The sequence below is a fragment of the Streptomyces sp. NPDC006872 genome (genome assembly GCF_040635845.1).
Lineage (GTDB): Bacteria > Actinomycetota > Actinomycetes > Streptomycetales > Streptomycetaceae > Streptomyces.
Genome location: NZ_JBEYIL010000001.1, coordinates 249297 through 268730, shown reverse-complemented (window position 1 = coordinate 268730; position 19434 = coordinate 249297). Strand labels below are relative to the sequence as shown.

Sequence of the window (19434 nt, the reverse complement as noted above, 5' to 3'; positions counted from 1 at the left end):
CAAGCCCCACCCCTCCCGCCCGCGGCTCAAACTCACTCCCGCGGGTGAATATGCCAACTCAGGTGGATTCGGGGCGGGTTGTCTGCCTTACGCTCAGCGCAACACCGCCGCAGACAAGCACGCAGACATGCGACGGCCCCCGCCGGGACGGCAATCCCGATGCGAGGGCCTGACCACCGAGGAAGGCACAAACTTCCTGATGGACACGGAAAACCCTAGCGCGCCCCCATGCGCCGAGTCCCGCATCCCGGGCAAAAACCACCCCTACGCGGCTGGACTCACCCACGAGAACGCCCGCCACACCGAACGCTTCACGGTGATCGGCAACCACCTCGCCCAGCACCAGGAGCTGTCGCTGCTGGCGATCGGCCTGGCCGTGCACCTCCAGTCGCTGCCCAAGGGCGTCCGTGTCGACATCAAGACCCTCGCCGCCCGCTTCCCCGAAGGCGCGACCCGCATCGCCGCCGCCCTGCGCGAACTGGAGACCCACGGCTACCTGCGCCGCGAACGCAGACGCAGCCCCGACGGCCGCATCACCACCCGCACGATCTCCTGCAACCGCCCCGGCCACCACGACCGCCGCCCGGCAACCGACCACGCGCCCAGGAAGCGCCCGGCACAGCCCCGCAAGGCCCTCCCCGCCGTGCCGCAGCCGGGTTACCGGTCCCCCACCCTCCTCCAGGCGGCCACCGACCTCCTCGCCGGCCTCCGCCGCCACGACCCCCGCCTGCTCCTCTCCGCCACCGACACGGAACACCTCGCTCCCGGCGTGGCCGCCTGGCTGGAACGCGAGGCCACCCCCACAGCCGTACGCCACGCCCTCACCGCGGACCTCCCGGACGACCCCCTACGCCGCCCGGCCGCCCTCCTGGCCCACCGCCTCACAGCCCAGCTCCCACCCCTACCCCCCTACCGGGCCCCGGCCACCCCACCGGACACCCGCCACCCCCTCCGAAACTGCGACAGCTGCGACCGAGCGTTCCGCTCACCGATCCCAGGACTCTGCCGTGCCTGCCACTGAGACCGTTCTGTCCCGTTCTCTGCCCCCAGGCCGGTTACTCTGGCCGCGGCACCGTCAGGAGGACACCATGAGCACTCAGGCCGACCACGGGCACGAGCTGATCCCCCGTCCCGAGCCGACTCCTGACGCCCTGCGTGCAGCCCTCACCGTCGTTGCCCCAGGCCGCCTGGACGAGATGCAGGCCATGAAGGACGACGCCTTTGCCAAGGCGGTCGAGTGGCAATCGCTCAGCCCGGTACAGAGCTGGGTCCTGATCTGGGCCAAGGAGATCGAGATCGCCCGCCGCCCGGACCTCTCCACCCGCTACGCGCAGGCGAAGAGCAACCTGGAACATGAAGATCCGGACATCGCGCGCGAAGCCCTCCGCGAGCTGAGCGCGGTCCTCGACGAGGCCCTGAAAGCAGTGCGCGAGTGAGCTGGAAGTGGGAATACGCCTTCGGCGCCGAAGAAGCCGCTCGTACTGTCCCTGCAGACTTCCTCACCGCCGTGGAACGCAAGGCCGACGAACTCGTCAGAGCGGCCGAAGCCCTCCACATGCACGGTCGGGCCCATGAAGGGATCGACCCGAAGGGCGGAGAAATCATCGTCGCCGGCGGCTGGTTCGGCTACCAGATCGTCGTCCGCAGCGAACGCGTCTACGTCGTACAGATCACCTATCTGGGGTTCTGAACCACCCAGCGCCGGACCGCCCAAGTCCGTTTCCTCAGGCTTCACTTGGGGGCGGATCGGCGCGATCATCGCGTCCATGTACAAGCGAAGACGTGTCCTCGGCACCTTCCTCGGCGTGACTCTCGGCACCGTCCTGCTGCCCGGGATCTCCACGGTCGGGGACGACCCGCCGTGGGCGGTGTTCACGTGCGGGGCGCTGTTCCTCATCGTCAACCAGCTGATCCACAGCTATCCGAGCGCCATCAGGACCTCGCCCCGGGGCTTGATCCTGGCCCTCGCCGGCGTCGGAGTCGTCCAGGACACGCTGCTCTGGCTGCTCGCCTCCTGGCTCGGCTCCCAACTGACCTACGGCATCCACGTCGACGGCTTCCTCGCCGCCCTGCTAGGCGGCCTCATCGCGCGCGTGACGGTCCTCGGGTGCATGGCGGTCGGGCCCCAGCCCGCAGTGGCCGAACACGCCTGAGCGGGCTGCGTGCGCACGCGAAAGGGCCCGTACGACCGGAGTCGTACGGGCCCTCTCAGGTGCTCAGCTCAGGCTGGAGCCACCAGGTCGATCACCGGACTTACTTGGTGATCTTGATGACCTGGCCGGCGCCGACCGTGCGGCCACCCTCACGGATGGCGAACTTCAGGCCCTCTTCCATCGCGATGGGCTGGATGAGCTGCACCGACATCTCGGTGTTGTCACCCGGCATGACCATCTCGGTGCCCTCGGGGAGGGTCACAACGCCCGTCACGTCCGTCGTACGGAAGTAGAACTGCGGACGGTAGTTGTTGAAGAACGGCGTGTGACGGCCACCCTCGTCCTTGGACAGGATGTAGGCCTGCGCCTCGAACTCGGTGTGCGGGGTGACCGAGCCCGGCTTGATGATGACCTGGCCGCGCTCGACGTCCTCGCGCTTGATGCCACGGAGGAGGAGGCCGACGTTCTCGCCCGCCTGGCCCTCGTCGAGCAGCTTGCGGAACATCTCGATGCCGGTGACCGTGGTGGTGGTCTTCTCGGTCTTGATGCCGATGATGTCGACGGTCTCGTTGACCTTCAGGACACCACGCTCGATACGGCCGGTGACGACCGTACCGCGACCGGTGATCGTGAAGACGTCCTCGATCGGCATGAGGAACGCCTTGTCGACGTCGCGCTCCGGCTGCGGGATCGACTCGTCGACGGCGGCCATGAGCTCGAGGACGGTGTTCGCCCACTCCGGGTCGCCCTCGAGCGCCTTGAGCGCGGAGACCTTGACGACCGGCAGGTCGTCGCCCGGGAACTCGTACTCGGAGAGGAGCTCACGGACCTCGAGCTCGACGAGCTCCAGGATCTCCTCGTCGTCCACCATGTCGGCCTTGTTCAGGGCGACGACGATGTACGGAACGCCGACCTGGCGGGCCAGGAGCACGTGCTCCTTGGTCTGCGGCATCGGGCCGTCGGTGGCGGCGACCACGAGGATGGCGCCGTCCATCTGGGCCGCACCGGTGATCATGTTCTTGATGTAGTCCGCGTGACCCGGGCAGTCGACGTGCGCGTAGTGACGCGTCTCCGTCTGGTACTCGACGTGCGCGATGGAGATGGTGATACCGCGCTGGCGCTCTTCGGGAGCCTTGTCGATCTGGTCGAAGGCCGAGGCCTCGTTCAGGTCCGGGTACTTGTCGTGCAGCACCTTGGTAATGGCGGCCGTGAGGGTCGTCTTACCGTGGTCGATGTGACCGATGGTGCCGATGTTGACGTGCGGCTTAGTCCGCTCGAACTTCGCCTTCGCCACTGGGGTCCTCCTGGGAGTGGTTCTGGTACGCCTTACTTCATCGGCGCCAGGTGATCTTTGCTGTCAAAGCCCGGGCCCGGGGCACACACCCATGAACGGTGACGAACCTGGGTGGATGCCCCTAAGGCTCCGGAGTCAAGCCTAAAGCGTGTGAACGGAGTGCGTTACTCGCCCTTGGCCTTCGCGATGATCTCCTCGGCGACGTTCCGGGGAACCTCGGCGTAGGAGTCGAACTGCATCGAGTAGCTTGCGCGACCCGAGGTCTTGCTGCGGAGGTCGCCGACGTACCCGAACATCTCCGACAGGGGCACCAGGCCCTTGACGATCCGGGCGCCCATCCGCTCCTCCATGGCCTGGATCTGACCACGGCGGGAGTTGATGTCGCCGATGACCTCGCCCATGTAGTCCTCGGGCGTGGTGACCTCGACGGCCATCATCGGCTCGAGCAGCACGGGGCTGGCCTTGCGCGCGGCCTCCTTGAAGGCCTGCGAACCGGCGATCTTGAAGGCGAGCTCGGAGGAGTCCACCTCGTGGTAGCCACCGTCGAGCAGGATGACGCGCACGCCGGTCATCTCGTAACCGGCGAGGATGCCGAACTGCATGGCCTCCTGCGCACCGGCGTCGACCGAAGGGATGTACTCCTTCGGGATACGACCACCGGTGACCTTGTTCACGAACTCGTACGACGCGTCGCCGCCCTCGATGGGCTCGATCGCGATCTGCACCTTCGCGAACTGGCCGGTACCACCAGTCTGCTTCTTGTGCGTGTAGTCGACCCGGTCGACCGCCTTGCGGATGGTCTCGCGGTACGCGACCTGCGGCTTGCCGACGTTGGCCTCGACCCGGAACTCACGGCGCATACGGTCGACCAGCACCTCGAGGTGCAGCTCGCCCATGCCACCGATGATGGTCTGGCCGGTCTCCTCGTCCGAGTGGACCTGGAACGACGGGTCCTCCTCGGCCAGGCGCTGGATCGCGATGCCCAGCTTCTCCTGGTCGCCCTTCGACTTGGGCTCGATGGCGACCTGGATGACCGGAGCCGGGAAGTCCATGGACTCCAGGATCACGGGCTGCTTGTCGTCGCACAGCGTCTCGCCGGTCGTGGTCTGCTTCAGACCCATGACGGCGACGATGTCGCCGGCGCCGACCGAGGCGATCTCCTCACGCTTGTTCGCGTGCATGCGGTAGATCTTGCCGATGCGCTCCTTCTTGCCCTTGACGGAGTTCAGCACGGCAGTGCCGGACTCCAGGCGGCCCGAGTAGACCCGGACGAAGGTGAGCTTGCCGAGGTGCGGGTCGCTCATGATCTTGAACGCCAGCGCCGACAGCGGCTCGTCGTCGGACGGCTTGCGCTTGACGACCTCTTCCGCGTCGTTCACGGCGTGGCCCTCGATGGCCTCGACGTCGAGCGGCGAGGGGAGGTAGCGCACGACCGCGTCGAGCAGGGGCTGAACGCCCTTGTTCTTGAACGCGGTACCGCAGAACACCGGGGTGACGGTGGTGTCGGCGGACTTGCCGGACGCGATGGTGATACGACGGATCGCGGCGTACAGCTGCTCCACGGAAGGCTCCTGGCCCTCCAGGTACAGCTCCATGATCTCGTCGTCGTTCTCGGCGACGGTCTCGACGAGCTTGCCGCGGTACTCCTCGGCAGCCTCGGTGTGGGTGGCCGGGATGTCGACGACGTCGTACATCTCGCCCTTCTCCGCCTCGGCGGACCACACGAAGGCCTTCATCGTGACCAGGTCGACGACGCCCTTGAAGTCGGCCTCGGCACCGATCGGGAGCTGCATGACGATCGGCTGCGCGCCAAGGCGGTTGCTGATCATGTCGACGCAGCGGTGGAACTCGGCACCGGTCCGGTCGAGCTTGTTGACGAAGCAGATGCGCGGGACGCCGTAGCGGTCCGCCTGACGCCACACGGTCTCGGACTGGGGCTCCACACCCGCGACGCCGTCGAACACCGTCACAGCGCCGTCGAGCACACGCAGGGAACGCTCCACCTCGACGGTGAAGTCGACGTGACCCGGGGTGTCGATGATGTTGATGGTGTGGTCGACATCGGCGAGCGGCCAGTGACAGGTGGTGGCAGCAGAGGTGATCGTGATGCCACGCTCCTGCTCCTGCTCCATCCAGTCCATGGTGGCGGCGCCGTCGTGGACCTCACCGATCTTGTAGGAAACGCCGGTGTAGAACAGGATCCGCTCAGTGGTGGTCGTCTTGCCCGCGTCGATGTGAGCCATGATCCCGATGTTGCGGACCTTGGCCAGGTCAAGTGAAGTGGTAGCCATAAGGCTTTCGTCTTCTCTCGGTCTCGTCGTGGGTAGCGACTACCAGCGGTAGTGCGCGAAGGCCTTGTTGGACTCGGCCATCTTGTGGGTGTCCTCGCGCTTCTTCACAGCGGCGCCGAGGCCGTTGGACGCGTCGAGAAGCTCGTTGAGCAGGCGCTCGGTCATGGTCTTCTCGCGACGGGCGCGGGAGTAGCCCACGAGCCAGCGCAGCGCCAGGGTGCTCGCGCGGCCCGGCTTGACCTCGACCGGAACCTGGTAGGTCGCGCCACCGACACGGCGGGACTTGACCTCGATGGTCGGCTTGATGTTCTCGAGAGCGCGCTTCAGCGTGATGACCGGGTCGTTGCCGGTCTTCTCGCGCAGGCCCTCCATGGCGCCGTAGACGATGCGCTCGGCGGTGGAGCGCTTGCCGTTCAGCAGCACCTTGTTGATGAGCGACGTGACAAGAGGAGAACCGTAGACCGGGTCGATGATGACCGGGCGCTTCGGGGCAGGGCCCTTACGAGGCATTTTTTACTTCTCCTTCTTGGCGCCGTAGCGGCTGCGGGCCTGCTTGCGGTTCTTGACACCCTGGGTGTCGAGGGAGCCGCGGATGATCTTGTAGCGAACACCCGGCAGGTCCTTCACACGGCCACCACGCACGAGCACGATGGAGTGCTCCTGCAGGTTGTGTCCCTCACCCGGAATGTAAGCGGTGACCTCGATCCCGCTGGTCAGACGCACACGCGCGACCTTACGCAGGGCCGAGTTCGGCTTCTTCGGGGTGGTCGTGAACACACGCGTGCAGACGCCGCGGCGCTGAGGGGAACCCTCGAGTGCGGGCGTCTTGTTCTTCTCGACCTTGTCCTGCCGGCCCTTACGGACCAGCTGCTGGATCGTAGGCACTACTTCTCCGGTTTCTGTGTGCCGATTTGTACAGCTAACCTGGAACATCGCCGACCCACGCGGTCGGGTGTGTCGAATCCGGCGGACTTCCGCCGCGAGGCAGAATGAGGCGCAGATTGCGGTGGCCGCTCCTTAGGCCCCGTGTGCGGTTGAAGACACGCACGAGGGCCAGGGCACACCCCAGGCACAAGGTCTGAGCGTACCTAGCGCACTGACTCCGGTCAAAACAAAAGCTCCGCCGTCGACACGCCGGAGGTTTACGAGCAGGTTCACGAGCGCTGCCTCGGCCTTTGTGCTACCAGAGCCGAGGACCCCGCGGAGCCCTCCCGTTCGGCCGGTTGCGCCGTTTCGGCGGGTTCAGTCGGTTCAGTCCGTTCCGCGGGTTCTGTCGCGGTGTCGTGGCCGATGAAATACGTCGGACGGTTCTGTACCGCCGTGTAGATGCGGCCGACGTACTCGCCGAGCAGGCCCACGCAGATCAGCTGGACCGCGCCGATGAACAGCACGCCGATGAAGAGGGACGTCCAGCCGGGGACGGTGTGCTGGAAGGCGTGGGCGCTCAGGGTGTAGGCCATCAGCCCCAGGCAGACCAGGAAGGCGAAGCCGCCCAGCCAGGTCGCTATGCGCAGGGGCGCCGCCGAGAAGCCCGTGACGCTGTCGACGGCCAGCCGGATCATCCGGCCGAGCGGGTACTTGCTCTGGCCGGCCGGCCGCGGGGCTCGCTCGTAGGTGACCTCGCCGCTGGGGAAGCCCAGCCAGGGCACCAGGAGGCGGTAGACGCGCTGCTGGTCCGGCAGGGCCTTCAGGGCGTCCACGGCGGCCCGGCTCAGCAGCCGGAAGTCACCGGCCTGGGCGGGCACGGACGGCCCGGCGAGCCGGCGCACGAGCCGGTAGTACAGGCCGGCCGTCCACCGCTTGAAGCTGCTGTCGCTGGCCCGGTCGGCCCGGATGCCGTACACGATGTCGAGGTGCTCGGCGCGAGCCAGCACGAGCATGTCGACGATCTTCTCGGGCGGGTCCTGGAGGTCGGCGTCGATGCTGACGACATAGGCGCCGACCGCCCGGTCCAGGCCCGCGGTGAGGGCGGCCTGGTGGCCCGAGTTGCGGCGCAGCCCGATGATGCGCAGTTCCGGCCAGCCGAGCCGGAAGGCGGCCAGCAGCTCGGCGGTGCGGTCGGTGCTCCCGTCGTCCACGGCGACCACCTCGTAGTCGACGCCGAGGCCCGCGAGGACCGGGCGCAACCGGCTGACCAGCGCGGGAAGGACCTCTTCCTCGTTGTACATGGGTATGACGACCGACAGGACGGCCGACGGGACGTTCTCCGCGGCCGTGGTCCGGGGCGCTTCGGCCACCCGTCCTCCCCCAAGCTGTGACGCACATGTGCGAGGCTGTTGCGATCTTATGACCACACTCTTGACCACTCTTTTTTGACCAGGCTTCACGATCATCACGATCATCCGGACCGCGGTGCCGCCCTGGGTGTCCGGCGGTCGGCCGAGGGGGACCCCAGCCATGAGCACGGCTTCCAGCGAGACGGCGACGGGCTCCGCCGTGCCCGACGGGCCGGAGGAGCGATCGCGAAGACTGCGCCGCCTCACCCTGCCGGACGGTGTACGACCGTACCTCGCCCCGCTGCTTCTCTACGGCGTCACCAAGCTCGTGGGGCTGACCGTCTTCGCCTGGCTCCTGGAGTGGGCCGACGACTACCAGGGGAAGAACCCGCGCTTCGGCGGCGGCGCCCACTGGTGGGACGTCCTCGCCACCTGGGACGGCTGGTGGTACCTCCAGGTCGCCGAGAAGGGGTACGACCCGGGTCCGCTGGAACCGCTCAAGCCCGGCGGACTGTTCACCGTCCAGCAGAACTCGGTCGCCTTCTTCCCGCTCTACCCGGGCCTGATCCGGGGCACGTCCGAGATCACCGGCCTGGGTCTGTACGGCTCCGGGATCCTGGTGTCCGTCCTGGCCTCCTTCGTCGCCGCCGCCGGCGTCTACGCCGTGATCTCGGCGCTCGCCGGGGTGCGGGCGGGCACGATCGCGGCCGGGCTGTGGGCGGTGGTGCCCGGCGCGGGCGTGGAGTGGGCGGTGTACTCGGAGTCGGTCTTCGTCGCCATAGCCACCTGGTGCTGCTACTGCGTGATGAAGCGCCGCTGGGTGGCGGCCGGACTGCTCGCCTTCGTGGCCGGGCTCAACCGGCCGACCTCCGCCGCGCTCATCGGCGCGGTCGGGCTGGCCGCGATCGTGGCCCTCGCGCGGCGGGAGAGCAGGCGCGAGCACGGGGTGTCGGGGCCCCTGTACGCGATGTTCGCCGCGCCGCTCGGCCTGCTCACCTACATCACCTGGGTCGGCCTCAGCTCGAACGACCTCACCGCGTACTTCACGCTCCAGCGCGAGGGCTGGGCGCACTACTTCGACTTCGGCAAGTACACGCTGGACGTGCTCGGCAACACGGCGGTCGGTCGCCACGACTACCTGTTCGCCTTCTCCGTACCTGACCTCCTCGGCGTGCAGATCGTGCTGGCGCTGCCCTTCCTGATCGCGCTGATGCTGCGCAAGAAACCGCCGCTGGTGCTGGTCGCGTACACGCTGGCGAGCGTGATCACCGTGCTGGGCACCCAGCAGATGTTCGGCAACACCGGGCGGTACCTGCTGCCCGTCTTCCCGCTGCTGCTGGCCCCGGCGGCGGCGATGAGCCGGCTGAAGTGGCCGAGCCTGGCGGTGTTCTTCGTGACGGCGGCGCTGGCTTCGGGGTGGTACGCGCACTATGTGATCTTCGAGTTGGGGATTCCGTAGCCGGACCCGGCTTCCGTGGCCGGCCCCGGCTTCCGTGGCGGTCAGTTCTTCCCGCGGGCCGCGCGTTCGGCGGCGAAGACGTCCTCCAGCCGGAAGAGCTGGGCGCGGCCCGCCTTGCCGGCCGGCCTGAGGTGACCCAACTGGACCCACTTGCGAATGGTGGCGGGCGCCACACCGACCTCCTGGGCGGCAAGGGGGCCGGGGATGAGGGTGGGACGGTCGGGGCCGGTCATGCGCGCGCCCACTCCCCCTCGTCCCAGGTGTGGCGGTAGGCCGGGTCGTCGTGGCAGCCGCAGTCGGGTTCGGGGCAGCGGCAGGCCGGGTTGACGCACAGGACGGCCGCGCGGTCGGGGAAGGCCCGCAGGGAGACGGAGTCGCACCAGGGGCAGCGACCGGCGACCCGTACGACAGTCTCGGTGTCGCCCAGCGCGCGGGCGCAGCGACGGGCCATCCGACGGGTCTCGTCGCGCACGTGCGCGGCCAGGACGGGGTCGGCGGCGATCCGGTCGAGGAGGGACGCGACCCTGCGCAGCCGCTCGGGCACGGAGGCGCGGCGCGGGCGGGGCAGGCCGAGCCGGTCGCGCACCGCCTCCTCGAGTTCGAGCACGCCGTCGGTGATGTCCCGGATGGCGTCGGAGACGTGCAGGCGGAGCGGGGCCGCGCCGTGGCCGGGGGCCACGAGGCCGTGACGCTGCTGGAGCAGCAGCTGCTCCTCGCGTTCCTCGCGGAGCCGGGCGCCGAGGTCGGCCGGGGGCCGCGGTGCGGAGGAGCGGGGGGCGGGGGTGGTGCGGCCCGGGACCAGTTCCGTGGACAACTCGGGGAACTGCTGGAGGAGGGTGCTGATCCAGAGGGCGGCCTGGGCGGTGGGGCGGTCTTCGTGAGCGGCGTGATCGTCGTGAGCGGTGCGGTCTTCGTGCGCTTCAGGCACGGGGGCCTCCCTGGACCGCCGGGAGGAGATGCGCGGGTACGGGGACCGGGCGGCCCGAGCGCCAGAGACGGCCGCCGCAGACGCCGTCGAATCCGCTCTCGGCCGGTGCCACGGCCTCCTCGCAGGCCCGGCGCACGGGGCAGTCGGCGCAGGCCCGGAGCGCGGGGGCGGCGTCCTTGGCCTTCTTGGAGAAGACGACCCGCGGGGGGAGCCCGACGCAGGCGGCCGCGGACTGCCAGCGATCGGTCGAGGCGGGTGGGCAGGAACTCGTTTCGGGCATGGACATGGGACCCCCCTGGGTTCGTGAACGAGCCGTGCTGAGTGAACGCCTCCCAGACTTACAGATTGCGTGCGCGCCCGCAACGAAATTCGGATGGCCCGCCTCCGTCACATCCACCGAATCTCCACGAACGGCGCGAATTTTCCTCAGTGCTTGCACGAGAGCACGTAATTCCGTGCGCGCAAGCAAGCTAAACTCTTGCCCACCCCCGAAGGAAGAGAGAAGGACGATGACCAACCAGGGCTTGGACGCGTTCGCCGCGTGGGTCGAAGACCTCATGCGCGAACGCGGCTACGACATCGACAGTCCACGCGGCGGCGGCAAGTCGAGAATCGCGGACGAGGCGGGCGTGCACCGCGCCGCGGTGACCCGCCTGCTGCAGCGGCAGAGCATGCCGGACCTCGAGACCACCCGCCGGCTCGCCCGCGTGCTCGGCGTGCCGGTCCGCGACATGCTCATCCGCTCCGGCCGGCTGACCGCGGAGGAACTGGCCGACCCCCACGACCACCTGGCCACCCCCGCACCCAGCGCGGAGTTCGGCCGCCGTCCCACGCTGGAGGAGGTCGCCGACCTGCTGGGCGTGCCCGCCGACCGACGGGAGATGTTCGTCAGGGTGGTGGAGCAGTTCCTGCCGAGCGAGGCGGAGGCCATACAGGGTCCGTCGACGACGCAGGGGGCCCGCGTGGCACATATGACACCGATGCATGAGGACCGGCGAGCCCTGCTGGAGACGGCGGCGGGCGTGCCCGTCTCCATCGACTGACCGGCAGTCCGACCCGCAAGCCGTTCCGCAAGCCGTTCCGCAAGCGGCTCCGCAGCGGTTTCGCAGCGGTTTCGATCGACGAGCGCCCGTGGGCCGACGGGAGCTCCGTTCGACGACCCGACCTGCCCTGGTCCGCCTGGCCCGCCCTGGCCTGGCCCGGCTTGTCCTTCTCGCTCGCACCACCCGCACCACCCGCGCGACCTGCGCCTCTCGCCTCTCCCGCACCTCCCCCCACAACTTCCTCGCCGATTTAGTTGCGTGCGCGCACGCTCCTCTGTCACAGTTGGTGCAGCGGCGGAGCTGTGCCCGCGAGCCCCGAGCGGGCCGCACCCGTCGCCGTACGCCGGGCCGAGGCGCCGTGCGCCTCCCCTTCCCCGCCCCCGCGCGGCGCCCGCCCGGCGACTTCCCTTCTTCCCGGCGAGGTGACCCGGCATGACCACACCCACCCCACCGAGCGCCTTCCCGGACGTCGAGGCCCTGGTCGTCGACATCCTGGAGGCCGACTCGGCGCTCTCCACGGCGTACGTCGCCGTCGATCCGCCCGAGAACTTCGACGGCACGACCGCCGCCGTCCTCGTCAACCGGCGGGGCGGCGCGTGGGTCGGCGAGCTGCACGTCGACCAGCCGCTGATCGAGCTGGAGGTGTACGGCCCGACCAAGCAGGCCGCGCACGTCCTGGCCAACTCCGCCCGCCGCGCGCTGCTGGCCGCGGCCGGCAACCGGTACGGCACGAACCTCATCACCGAGGTGGAGGAACAGGACGGCCCGCGCTGGCTGCCCGACTACCTCTACTCCGCGGCCAACCGCTACGTGAACGTGCTCAAGGTGTTCCTGGACGTCTACTGACGCCTACTGAGGCACCGCACCCGTAGAGCACCCCACAGACCGAAGGCCCCGCCGTCCCACGGCGGGGCCTTCGCCGTACCCGGACTGCTCCACCCCCGGGCGGCAGCACCACTCCACACCCCTCTCTATAAGGAGAACCATCCATGGCAGGCACCAACTCCTCCGAGATCCGCATCGCAGGCGTCGGCCGGCTCTACGTCGCCGCCGCCGACACCAAGGTTCCGACGACCTTCTCCACCGACCCGTCCACCGACTGGGCGGCCGGCTGGAAGAACCTCGGCTTCACCTCCGGTGAGGGCGTCACGTTCAGCAAGAAGGACAAGCTGGAGCCGGTCGACGTGTGGCAGGCCGTCAGCCCGGTGCACTTCGTGTACTCGGACCGCGACCTGACCCTGAAGTTCTCGCTGATGCAGTTCAACGAGGACACGCTGCCGTTCTTCATGGGCGGCGGCGCCGTCACGGCGGTCACCGGCTCGACCGGCGTCTACAAGTACGACATCGCCGACCGGCCGTACTCCGACGTCCGCGCCCTCGGCCTGGAGTTCACGGACGTCCGCGCCGACGACGGGGCCACCGTGACCTACCGCTTCGGCGTCCCGCGCGGCCAGGTCACGGCGGCGGACGACATCAAGCTGGCCCGCAAGTCGGCGGCCCAGCTCGGCATCACCTACACGGCGATGGCCTCCGCTGACGGTTCGGCGCTGGCCAGCTTCGTGATGAAGGACGCCGCGTACGCCGCGTCCTGACCCGCCGGGGCGGGACGGGCGCCGACCCCGGCCGCCCGTCCCGCCCCGGGCCTCACCTTCTCTTCTCCCTCACCCAAGGAGCGCTCATCACCATGGCCCGTTTCGACGTCAACGCCGCCCGCGCCCAGCGCCTCGAAGCCCTCGGCCGTACCTGGTCGTTCGAGCTCGACGGCGAGAGCTACACCCTGCCCACGGAGCTGACCCGCGCCACCGCGAAGGCGCTGCGGGAGCTCGACGACAACGACGTGGACGGGCTGCTCGGGCTGCTCATGGGCGAGCAGCAGTTCGCCCGCTTCGAGCGGCACGAGATCACCATGCAGGACATCGCCGCGATCCTGGAGGCCTACGGCAAGGAGACCGGGCTCGGCCTGGGGGAAGGCTGAGCCTCGTCGGGTTCGTCGACGAACACGCCGAGGCCCTCGAGGCGGACCTGCTCCGCTACTACGGGATCGACCTGCTCGACTGGCACCGCGAGCGCCTGACCGCGCGACGGCTCGCGGTGCTCATCGAGCAGTTGCCGCGCGACAGCGCCCTGAACCGGGAGCTGCACGGCGAGGCAGCCGAATGGTCGGTGACGGACCACCTGCTGGCCGCCGCCGTGGACCATCTGGCGGCCGCGAACTGGATGTTCGCCTGCGTCAACTCGGAGGAGGGGGATCAGCCGGAGCCACCGGCCCCGGTGCCCCGTCCGACGGGCCTGGCCGAGGACGACGACGTCACGTATGAGGAGTACGTCGAGCCCGACGAGGACACCGGAACCGGCCGGGAGCAGAACGCGACCGCGCCGGACGGGACTCCGTCGGCAGTCCAACTGGCCCGATTCTTCGGCTGACCGCTCTCCGGCCGACCGTTCGCCGGCCGACCGTTCTTCGGTTGGTCGTTCCTCGGGTGGTCGTTCGTCGGCCGACCGTTCCTCGACCGGTCGTTCCTCGGCCGGCCGCTCCTCGGCCGGCCGCTCCTCGGCCGACCGTTCCTCGGGTGGCCATTCCTCGGCCGGCCGCTCCTCGACCGGTCGTTCCTCGATTGGTCGTTCCTCGGGTGGTCGGCTCCGGTCAACCGGAGCCGGGGCCCGACGGCCCGCTCTCCTCGTCCCGGTGTCGGCCGCCCGCCCGGCCCTCCAGTTCGTCCGCGAGGGCCCGGGCCTTGTCGGAGAGTCGGGGCCGGACGTCGTCACGGACGACCGGCGCATCGGGCGGCGAGGGCTCCTCGGTCTGCCGGCGCCCCCGCTCCCGCCCGGCGGCTCCCATGTCGCCGGGCAGGGCCAGCGGGGGCACGCTCGGCCGGCCGTTGCGCCGGACGACCGGCCGCCGGTCGGAGGGCGGCACGCGCTTCTCCCGCACCTCGCGGGCGGAGAGCAGGATCTCCCTCTCGGCGCCGGAACCGGCCTCCGCCTCACCCCCACCGCCGACCTCATCGTCGTCGTGGCCCTCATGGACCTCATGGACCTCCCCCGCCGGAGGTGTCGGCGCCGGCAGCGGAGTTCCGTCCGCCACCGAGCGTTCCCGTTCCCCGCGCTGTTCGACTCGCGTCAGTTCGGACGGGGGGCGCAGAAGCTCGACATAGGGGAGCGGAATGACGTCGCCGCCCCGCTCACCACCGCCCGCGCGCTCATGCTGCTCGCGTTCGCCCTCGGCCCGTCTGGCGGCCCGGCGCGGACGGCGGCCGGTGCGGGCGTCCTCCTGGCCCTGGAGGTAGGCGGCGGTGATCCGCTCCTCGTACGCGCGCCGTATGGCGGGCAGTTGTTCGTCGACCATGTCGGCCCAACCGGCGCTGTACGCGGCGAGTTCGCGCCGGTCGAGTTCGCTCCGGGGAAGGACCACCAGATCGTCCGGTTCATAGCCGAGACGGAGGACCAGCTCCGAGACCCGCGCGATGAGATGCGGCAGATCGGAGGCTTGTTCGAGCCAGTCGATCGCATGCTGGTGCCGCACGTTGCTCGCGTCCCCGTCCACCCCGTAGGCCTTGCTCTCGTCCCCTGGCCCCATCGCGCCCCCCGCGCGAGGACGGCTGCCCCGTCACCGTCCAACGTTTCTGGCGAGCCCTCAGTTCCCTTGCTGGGCCCGGCTGTTCACCGTTTCCTTACCCGGAGGAAGTTCGGCCGGATCCTACTCCACGAACCTGGCACCACTCTGGGCGCATCCTGCATCACCGCAGGTCCGGACCACCGAACGACGGAGAGTCCTCGCCAAACACAAACGACCCCACGGGATTACTCGTACACTAGTTCGAACAACCGTTTCGAACGCCCCCGAGGCGCCACCTGAACCACTGCCCAGCGGACAGACCGGAAAGCAGGCCGATATGGCGACTGGCACGAGCAACTCCCCGAAGCAGCCGATCGACACCTACACCCGCCTCGCCCACCTCCTGCACACCACACCTCCCGACCGGGAGGCCGTGCTCGACCGGGTGTACGAAGAACTGCTCGCCCGGGAGTCCCGCGCCTACGCGGCCGGCTGGTCGGACGCCCTGACGGAGGCGCGACGGACCACCCGCCCGGGCCGCCGACCGTAAGGCCGGCCCTCCCGGCCGCCCCAGCCGCCCCCACCCGTCACCGGACCCCACGCCGAACCGGCGTACGCCCGCCCGTGCCCGTGCCCGTCCCCGTCGCCGTCTCCGCCCCGCCACCCCCGCCACCCCGCCACCCCGCCACCCCCGCAGGCCGACGTCGTCCTCGCCTCGACGCCGCCTCGACAGGCCCGAGCCTTCGCCCGCCGTCCGCCGGAAGATCCCGCGACGGCGGGCGCTCGGCTTTACGAGCGACGTCGAGGCCACCGGCGGCCACCCTTGTCGGCCGGCGCTTCGTCCTGCTGAGGCGCGAGCGACTCGTGCGCTTCCAGGAGTTCGGCCACCGTGACTCTGAAGGACTCGGGGATGTACCCGTACCCCGCCCGCAACACCACCCTGATCGACCTCTCGGACAGTCGGTAGATCTCGCGCGCGCAATCCGCTCGGGTTCCGGGAAAGCGCTCATGGGTCCGGGCGACCTCGAGTGCCGCCTCCCATGCCTCCTCGGGCCCCCCGTCGACGGGGATCGTCTTCGCGACGACGAACTCGCTCTCGACGCTGCCGGTTTCCTCGATGAGGACGAACCAGTTTCCGGGCGTACTCATTTTCCCCTCCATGCCCCCGCTGGGTATGAATCCCGCCCGCAGAACCTACCCGACACAAGGAGATGAGATGGCCGCACCGCCCGAAGCCGACGTTGTGGAAATGGTCACATGGATCGAGGCGAGCGAATACAAAAGAGCGCGTGAAGTAGCGTTCGGCGTCACCAGCACGATCACCGGACTCAAGGGTGATGTGACGGGAATGCAGTTCGCCCTGAACATCATGAAGGCCGAGATCGCCGGACTGGCCATCGGCGTGACAGCCGTAAAGTTCGACTACACCTTCTTCAAGGTCGACGAGAAGGGCATCTCCTGGCGCGGCAGGCAACTCGTCGGCTGGAAGTACGCCGACGCGGCGAAGAGTTTCTCGGCGAAGATCGAACGGAACCAGCGAGCACTCGGCAAGGCGCAGAAGAAGCTGGAGACAAAGCTCGACAGGTTCGAAAAGTCTCAGGCGAAACGCAAAGAGGCCCTGACGGACCGCGATGCCGCCAAGCGGCGGCTCACCAGTGCCCAGAACCGTGCGGCGGCAAGGCCTTCAGTGCTCAACACCAGCAGGGTCGAAACCGCCGAGAAGGCGCTCAGGAAGGCCGAGAAGGCACTGGAGAGGTTCGACAAGAAACACGACAAAGCGAAGAAGAAAGCGGAGAAGATCCGCGACTGGGGCGTGAATCTGGAAAAACAGATAAAGAAGGCAGGAGAAGGCGCGACGGAGGCGAAGAAGAAGTTCGATCAGGCCACCGCAGCAGGAACCGCCAATCTCACCAAACTGAAGGACGCCCTCGACAATGCCGCTCGGGCCGCCTGACGTCCGGGAGCGAAACAGAATCTCTGCCCATCCTCCCCGACACGGAAAGCGGTGAACATGTCTCTCGCCACGGCATTGAACAGAACATCGTCCGCGCTCAGGACGCTCAAGGGCCAGGCCGAGCAGAGCTCACAGGCCATGACCCGTATCGCGAACGGATCCACCACCGCCGCAAACGGTGTGAAACAACTCCGGTCCGCGACACAGGGCACCACCACCGAACTGAAGAACCTCAAGACATCCTCCGACCAGGCCGAGAAGTCCATCGCCAAGGCTGGAAAGACCGGTTCGACCGCCGGCAAGAACCTCGGGAAGTACGAGTCCGGGGCGAGCAAGGCGGCCAAGGGCCAGGACAAGATGAACAAGTCGATGAAGGGCAACTTCTTCGGCATGCTCATGGACCTGCTCGCGCCGCTCATCCAGAAGGTCGTCGAGATGGCGACCAAGTCGAAGACCATGCAGAAGGTCCTGGGGACGGCCTTCGGCGTCATCAAGACCGTGATCGGCACCGTCATGAAGGCCATCGGGCCGATCATGAAGAACGCCGCCAAACTCATCAAGTCGATCTGGACCGGCATCAAGACGGCGATCTCGGCCGTCGTCAAGGCCATCGCCACGGTCATCAAGACCTACGTCAACATCTGGAAGAAGGTCATCAGCACCGCGCTGAACGCGATCAAGACGGTCGTCTCCGGCGTCTGGAAGGGCATCAAGGCCGTCATCTCGCCGGTCGTCAACTGGGTCAAGTCCGCGATCCCGAACGCCTTCAAGGCCGTCAAGGACAAGCTGTCCAGCATCTGGGGCGGCCTCAAGGGCATCGCGAGCCGCGCTTTCGACGGCATCAAGGGCGCGGTGAAAGGCCCGATCAACGCGGTCATCGGCATCATCAACCGGGCGATCGGCGCCCTCAACGGCATCAAGGTGTCGATCCCCGGCTGGGTGCCGGGCGTCGGCGGCAAGACCTTCGGCGTCAGCCTGCCCAGGATCCCCATGCTGGCCACCGGCGGTGTCGTCATGCCCCGCTCCGGCGGTGTCCCGGCGATCCTCGCCGAGGCCGGTGAGGCGGAGGCCGTCCTGCCGCTCAGCAAGCTGGACCGGCTGCTGCGCCGGGCCGCCGCCCAGGGCCCGGCGTACGCCGGAGCCGCCGGGGCGGGCGGCGCGCTGCACATCGAGCACTACTACGCGGCCGAGACCAGCACTCCGCAGCGCACCGCCGACGCGCTGATGTTCCTGGCGAAGGCACGCGGATGAGTGCCGACGCGGCAGGAGCGATGATCGCCTCGCGCGATCTGTTCAGGGACGCCACCACGGCGTTGACCGGCATCCGCGCCCGGCTGACGGAGACCACCGACGCCCTGCGCCGGATCACCGACGGGCTCGGCAGGGCCGCCGGGGCCACCGCCGGCATCCGCTCGGGTGCGGGCCAGGCCGCCACCGCCGTACAGCAGACGAAGGCGGGCGCCGACGCCGCCGCCCGTTCCCTCACCAAGACCGGCCAGACCGCCGCGACCGCCGCGACCGGAGTCAAGAAGGCCGGCGGCGACGCCAGGACGGCGGGCCGGACCGTCGACCGGCTGTCCGCCGCCGGAGGCGTGCTCGCCCTCGCCGCCGGCTTCATCGACATCGCCGGCATCGTCGGCGACCTCATGGGGACCTTCGGCGTCGCCATGACCATCGGCGCCGGCGTCATGCTGATCATCAACGCGCTCACCCGGGCCAACCCCATCGGGTTCGTCACCGGGCTGCTGCTGCCCGTCGCCGGGTGGCTGCTCGATCTCGCGATGAACTCGGAGACCGGTCAGCGGCTGATGGAGCAGCTCGCCACCCTCGTGCTGAAGTACGTCGAGGGCTATCTGACGGTCATGACGCCGCTGCTCAAGGCCGTCGCGAGCGCGGTGAACACGTACGTCACCGGCTACCTCGGCGTCATCACCACCGCGCTCACGGTCGTCGGCGCCCTCATCGGCACCGGTTTCGCCGTCCTGAAGGCGCTGACCACCGGGGACACCCGGGCGCTCAGCGGCAAGGTGTCGTCGGTCTGGCGCGGGTTCAAGGACGCGGTGCGGCCGGCGCTGGACTGGATCACCAAGGACGTCCCCCGGATGTTCACCCGGATCAAGGAGGCCACCTCCAACACCCTGGGCGCGATGGGGCAGTTCGTCACCACCGGCACGCAGACCGTCGCCGGCGTGGTCAAGGGACCGATCCAGGGGCTCATCGCCTTCGCCAACTGGGTCATCGACAAGCTCAACTCGCTGAGCTTCTCGTTCCTCGGCAAGAAGTTCGGCGTCCACCTGGACAAGATCCCGATGCTCGCGGAGGGCGGCGTCGCCGTCCCCGGCGCCTCCCGGGGCGCGGGCCGGGTGCTGTCGCTGACGGCCCTGGACCGGCAGCGGACCCTCGCCCGGCGGCGCGGCTCACAGGCCTCCCGACAGCCGCACCGCATCCGGGAGTTCCACGAGAGCGCGGGCACGGGCGCCCGGGGCACCGCGGAAGACCTGCTCTTCCTGGCCGCAGCACACGCATGCACCTGAACCCGA

The 19434-nt window shown here is 68.9% G+C and carries 24 protein-coding genes; 14 read left to right on the top strand and 10 right to left on the bottom strand.

Annotation, left to right across the window (positions count from 1 at the left end):
* Positions 1 to 199: 199 nt before the first annotated feature.
* The 4 genes from ABZ725_RS01265 to ABZ725_RS01250 all read left to right on the top strand — a co-directional run bounded on the left by ABZ725_RS01265 (position 200) and on the right by ABZ725_RS01250 (position 2153).
* Complete coding sequence (locus ABZ725_RS01265; RefSeq protein ID WP_358800784.1) at positions 200 to 1021, top strand: helix-turn-helix domain-containing protein; 822 nt, start codon at positions 200 to 202, stop codon at positions 1019 to 1021.
* A 67-nt stretch (positions 1022 to 1088) separates the two neighbouring features.
* Entirely contained in the window at positions 1089 to 1436 is a 348-nt protein-coding gene (locus ABZ725_RS01260) for a hypothetical protein (protein ID WP_358800783.1), read from the top strand.
* On the top strand, positions 1433 to 1690 hold the full coding sequence (locus ABZ725_RS01255) for a hypothetical protein (RefSeq protein ID WP_358800782.1): 258 nt from the start codon (positions 1433 to 1435) through the stop codon (positions 1688 to 1690). Before ABZ725_RS01260 ends, ABZ725_RS01255 begins: the two co-directional genes overlap by 4 nt.
* A gap of 76 nt (positions 1691 to 1766) precedes the next feature.
* Positions 1767 to 2153, top strand: a complete 387-nt coding sequence (locus tag ABZ725_RS01250) for a hypothetical protein (RefSeq protein WP_358800781.1) — start codon at positions 1767 to 1769, stop codon at positions 2151 to 2153.
* A gap of 100 nt (positions 2154 to 2253) precedes the next feature.
* Here ABZ725_RS01250 and tuf read toward each other — a convergent pair whose 3' ends face one another.
* The 5 genes from tuf to ABZ725_RS01225 all read right to left on the bottom strand — a co-directional run bounded on the left by tuf (position 2254) and on the right by ABZ725_RS01225 (position 7975).
* On the bottom strand, positions 2254 to 3447 hold the full coding sequence (gene tuf, locus ABZ725_RS01245; RefSeq protein WP_351903814.1) for an elongation factor Tu: 1194 nt from the start codon (positions 3445 to 3447) through the stop codon (positions 2254 to 2256).
* A gap of 164 nt (positions 3448 to 3611) precedes the next feature.
* Entirely contained in the window at positions 3612 to 5738 is a 2127-nt protein-coding gene (fusA, locus tag ABZ725_RS01240; protein ID WP_351903817.1) for an elongation factor G, read from the bottom strand.
* Positions 5739 to 5777: 39 nt separating this feature from the next.
* Positions 5778 to 6248 carry a 30S ribosomal protein S7 gene (gene rpsG, locus ABZ725_RS01235; RefSeq protein WP_030788318.1) on the bottom strand — a complete coding sequence of 157 codons (471 nt, stop codon included), beginning with the start codon at positions 6246 to 6248 and terminating at the stop codon, positions 5778 to 5780.
* 3 nt (positions 6249 to 6251) lie between these two features.
* Positions 6252 to 6623 carry a 30S ribosomal protein S12 gene (gene rpsL / locus ABZ725_RS01230; RefSeq protein WP_003948652.1) on the bottom strand — a complete coding sequence of 124 codons (372 nt, stop codon included), beginning with the start codon at positions 6621 to 6623 and terminating at the stop codon, positions 6252 to 6254.
* A 269-nt stretch (positions 6624 to 6892) separates the two neighbouring features.
* A complete protein-coding gene (locus ABZ725_RS01225; RefSeq protein WP_358800780.1) occupies positions 6893 to 7975 on the bottom strand; it encodes a glycosyltransferase family 2 protein in 1083 nt (360 codons plus the stop codon).
* A 160-nt stretch (positions 7976 to 8135) separates the two neighbouring features.
* Here ABZ725_RS01225 and ABZ725_RS01220 point away from each other — a divergent pair, with 160 nt between their 5' ends.
* Positions 8136 to 9413 carry a hypothetical protein gene (locus ABZ725_RS01220; RefSeq protein ID WP_358800779.1) on the top strand — a complete coding sequence of 426 codons (1278 nt, stop codon included), beginning with the start codon at positions 8136 to 8138 and terminating at the stop codon, positions 9411 to 9413.
* A gap of 41 nt (positions 9414 to 9454) precedes the next feature.
* Here the strand turns inward: ABZ725_RS01220 and ABZ725_RS01215 are convergent, their stop codons facing one another.
* From ABZ725_RS01215 to ABZ725_RS01205, 3 genes are all read right to left on the bottom strand, one after another.
* On the bottom strand, positions 9455 to 9646 hold the full coding sequence (locus ABZ725_RS01215; protein ID WP_358800778.1) for a hypothetical protein: 192 nt from the start codon (positions 9644 to 9646) through the stop codon (positions 9455 to 9457).
* Complete coding sequence (locus tag ABZ725_RS01210) at positions 9643 to 10257, bottom strand: hypothetical protein (protein WP_358801347.1); 615 nt, start codon at positions 10255 to 10257, stop codon at positions 9643 to 9645. Before ABZ725_RS01210 ends, ABZ725_RS01215 begins: the two co-directional genes overlap by 4 nt.
* 76 nt (positions 10258 to 10333) lie before the next feature.
* Entirely contained in the window at positions 10334 to 10627 is a 294-nt protein-coding gene (locus ABZ725_RS01205) for a WhiB family transcriptional regulator (protein ID WP_358800777.1), read from the bottom strand.
* Positions 10628 to 10850: 223 nt separating this feature from the next.
* Between ABZ725_RS01205 and ABZ725_RS01200 the strand changes: the two genes are divergently transcribed.
* The 5 genes from ABZ725_RS01200 to ABZ725_RS01180 all read left to right on the top strand — a co-directional run bounded on the left by ABZ725_RS01200 (position 10851) and on the right by ABZ725_RS01180 (position 13808).
* The gene (locus ABZ725_RS01200) at positions 10851 to 11384 is read left to right on the top strand and encodes a helix-turn-helix transcriptional regulator (RefSeq protein WP_358800776.1); all 534 of its coding nucleotides are present in this window, start codon (positions 10851 to 10853) and stop codon (positions 11382 to 11384) included.
* A 432-nt stretch (positions 11385 to 11816) separates the two neighbouring features.
* A complete protein-coding gene (locus tag ABZ725_RS01195; protein WP_351903835.1) occupies positions 11817 to 12230 on the top strand; it encodes a hypothetical protein in 414 nt (137 codons plus the stop codon).
* A gap of 143 nt (positions 12231 to 12373) precedes the next feature.
* Positions 12374 to 12976: a phage tail protein gene (locus ABZ725_RS01190; protein WP_351903838.1), complete on the top strand. Its 603-nt coding sequence runs from the start codon at positions 12374 to 12376 to the stop codon at positions 12974 to 12976.
* A gap of 92 nt (positions 12977 to 13068) precedes the next feature.
* Positions 13069 to 13359 (top strand): hypothetical protein, encoded by a 291-nt coding sequence (locus tag ABZ725_RS01185; RefSeq protein ID WP_351903841.1) that lies wholly within the window; start codon positions 13069 to 13071, stop codon positions 13357 to 13359.
* A 65-nt stretch (positions 13360 to 13424) separates the two neighbouring features.
* Positions 13425 to 13808 carry a hypothetical protein gene (locus ABZ725_RS01180; protein ID WP_351904304.1) on the top strand — a complete coding sequence of 128 codons (384 nt, stop codon included), beginning with the start codon at positions 13425 to 13427 and terminating at the stop codon, positions 13806 to 13808.
* Between the two features lie 220 nt (positions 13809 to 14028).
* Here the strand turns inward: ABZ725_RS01180 and ABZ725_RS01175 are convergent, their stop codons facing one another.
* Positions 14029 to 14961, bottom strand: a complete 933-nt coding sequence (locus ABZ725_RS01175) for a hypothetical protein (RefSeq protein ID WP_358800775.1) — start codon at positions 14959 to 14961, stop codon at positions 14029 to 14031.
* 316 nt (positions 14962 to 15277) lie between these two features.
* Between ABZ725_RS01175 and ABZ725_RS01170 the strand changes: the two genes are divergently transcribed.
* On the top strand, positions 15278 to 15490 hold the full coding sequence (locus tag ABZ725_RS01170) for a hypothetical protein (protein WP_351903846.1): 213 nt from the start codon (positions 15278 to 15280) through the stop codon (positions 15488 to 15490).
* Between the two features lie 239 nt (positions 15491 to 15729).
* On the opposite strand, the gene ABZ725_RS01165 is transcribed toward ABZ725_RS01170, so the two are convergent.
* Complete coding sequence (locus ABZ725_RS01165; protein WP_358800774.1) at positions 15730 to 16089, bottom strand: hypothetical protein; 360 nt, start codon at positions 16087 to 16089, stop codon at positions 15730 to 15732.
* Positions 16090 to 16156: 67 nt separating this feature from the next.
* Here ABZ725_RS01165 and ABZ725_RS01160 point away from each other — a divergent pair, with 67 nt between their 5' ends.
* From ABZ725_RS01160 to ABZ725_RS01150, 3 genes are read left to right on the top strand one after another with little or no spacing between them, the layout of a single operon-like run.
* Entirely contained in the window at positions 16157 to 16894 is a 738-nt protein-coding gene (locus ABZ725_RS01160; RefSeq protein WP_358800773.1) for a hypothetical protein, read from the top strand.
* Positions 16895 to 16951: 57 nt separating this feature from the next.
* Positions 16952 to 18145 (top strand): phage tail protein, encoded by a 1194-nt coding sequence (locus tag ABZ725_RS01155; RefSeq protein WP_358800772.1) that lies wholly within the window; start codon positions 16952 to 16954, stop codon positions 18143 to 18145.
* Positions 18142 to 19428, top strand: coding sequence for a tape-measure protein (locus ABZ725_RS01150; protein ID WP_358800771.1), 1287 nt, complete (start codon positions 18142 to 18144; stop codon positions 19426 to 19428). Before ABZ725_RS01155 ends, ABZ725_RS01150 begins: the two co-directional genes overlap by 4 nt.
* The last annotated feature ends 6 nt before the right edge of the window (positions 19429 to 19434 follow it).